2 protein-coding genes and 1 pseudogene are annotated in these 1968 nt (G+C 69.9%); all 3 read right to left on the reverse strand.

What is annotated here, in order from left to right:
* Window positions 1-331 (reverse strand): cation transporter (locus HC022_RS25185; protein ID WP_167454214.1); only part of this gene is annotated, 331 nt, incomplete at its 3' end.
* A gap of 4 nt (window positions 332-335) precedes the next feature.
* A pseudogene (locus HC022_RS25190) lies at window positions 336-765 on the reverse strand (FixH family protein).
* A 3-nt stretch (window positions 766-768) separates the two neighbouring features.
* The coding region (locus HC022_RS29495; protein WP_254885268.1) for a 4Fe-4S dicluster domain-containing protein at window positions 769-1968 on the reverse strand (1200 nt) is incomplete at its 5' end.

Here is a 1968-nt window from a genome sequence, read left to right on the forward strand (position 1 = left end):
CGGTCTGGGTCGCGGACAGCGCGCCGCTGTCGAGCTCGTGCACCTCGTAACCCGCGCCCTCGACCAGCGGGATGAAATCCTCGGCGGTGAGCCCGTTGTCGGCATCGATGGCGACGCGCTTCATGGTCAGGTTGACGCGGGCCGAGCGCACCCCCGGCGCCGCGTTCAGGACCTCTTCGACCGTGCGGATGCAGTTGGCGCAGTGGATGGTCGGCAGCGACAGCATCACGTGGGCGTTCTGCGGCTCGGCGCCTGCGGCGAGGGCCTCGGCGGCGGGGGCGGCGGAGCAGGCGGGGCAGGCCGAGACCTGCGGGCGCATCGCGGCGGTCATGAGGTCATTCCCCGACGTAGAGTTCCAGGCGCTGTTCGAAGGCGGTGCCGTCCTGTGCCTGTGCGGTCAGCCAGATGTTCCAGTAGCCCGGCGCCAGCGCGTCCTCGGCCACGAAGGCGCGGCCGTCGAAGCGGAAGTCGGGGGTATGGTCATCACGCTCGGTGGTGGTGCGGCCGACCTTGGCCTCGAGATGCTCGGGCTGGACGGGGTAGCCCTTGGCGTCGGTGATGGCGAGCTCAAGCAGGCCGTCGTCGTGGCTGGTCTCGACGGTCCAGCCAAGCGCCTCCTGCGCCTCGCGGCGGACGTCGAAGGTCTGGCGGGAAGGTCTTCACCGCGTTCCACGCCAGCGCGACGTTGACCCCGATGATGATGCCGAAGGCACCGACGAAGATGGCCAGAACGTGCCAGCCGGTGAGCTTGAATTGATTGGTCATCCGTCAGTTGTCCCGTCCGTTGAAGACCGTTTCCTTCTCGGCCACGTGGCCGGTGGTGGTGTCCTCGAGCCGCAGCACGAACTCCGTGCGCTCGGCCTGTGCCTCGGGCGTGCCGCCCGGGGCGGTCACGTAGACACGCTGAAGATACGTCTCGTTGGCGGGCACGTCGACCACCAGATCGTCTTCTCCCTCGAGCGTGATGACGAGGTTGGCGTTGTCCTCGACCGCAAGCGCATAGGGGCGGTCCTCGCCGTGCTTGTTGCGCAGGCGCACGTCGTAGGTGTTGCGGATCGAGCCGTCGGACAGGACCACGAAGGTCGGGTTGCGCACCGGGGCCACGGTCATCTCGACGTCGGGACGCAGCAGCAGGGCGAAGACCAGGCCGACGCCCACCAGCGACCAGAGCGCGGTATAGAGGATGACCCGGGGCCGGAACACGTGCTTCCACACGGCGCGGGGCTGTGCGCCGGCGCGTTCGCGGGTCTCGTCCGAGAGCGCGAGGTAGTCGATCAGGCCGCGCGGCTTGCCGATCTTCTCCATGACGTCGTCGCAGGCGTCGATGCAGAGCGCGCAGGTGATGCAGGCCAGCTGCTGGCCGTCGCGGATGTCGATGCCCATGGGGCAGACGTTGACGCAGGCGTGGCAGTCGATGCAGTCGCCGAGCGCCGAGGTCAGCTCGGCCGGGCGGGCGCCGGTGATCCGCGCGAGCCAGTTGAGGCTGTCGGTGCAGCTCAGCATGACGCCCATCTGATACCAGGTCGCAGGGACCGCGTGGCAGAAGCTGTGCAGCGCGCTTTCGGGCGCCGGACGATAGCCGTCGCGGGCGGCCAGCAGCACGCCCGAGGTGCCGAGCGAGACGAAGCCCTGTCCCTCGGACAGCACGCCGGTGCCGCAGGCGGCGGCGGCGTTGTCCCCAGCCCCGCCAGCCACCGCCGCACCTGGCCCCACACCCCAGCGCCGGGCCAGATCCTCTCGCAGCGCGCCCGCCTTGTCGCTGCCTTCGACGAGGCGGGGCATCTGGTCGCGCCGCATGCCGCCGGCGTCGAGCAGCGCGTCGGACCAGTCCCGCGCGCCGGTGTCGAGCCAGCTGGTGCCGGCGCTGTCGGACATGTCCGCCACGTGTTCGCCGGTCAGGTAGAAGTTGAGATAGGCCGCGGGCAGCAGCACCTTGGCCACTCGGGCAAAGGCCTCGGGCTCGTGGCT

This window comes from Salipiger sp. HF18 (assembly GCF_011806505.1).
GTDB classification, from domain to species: Bacteria; Pseudomonadota; Alphaproteobacteria; order Rhodobacterales; family Rhodobacteraceae; genus Salipiger; species Salipiger thiooxidans.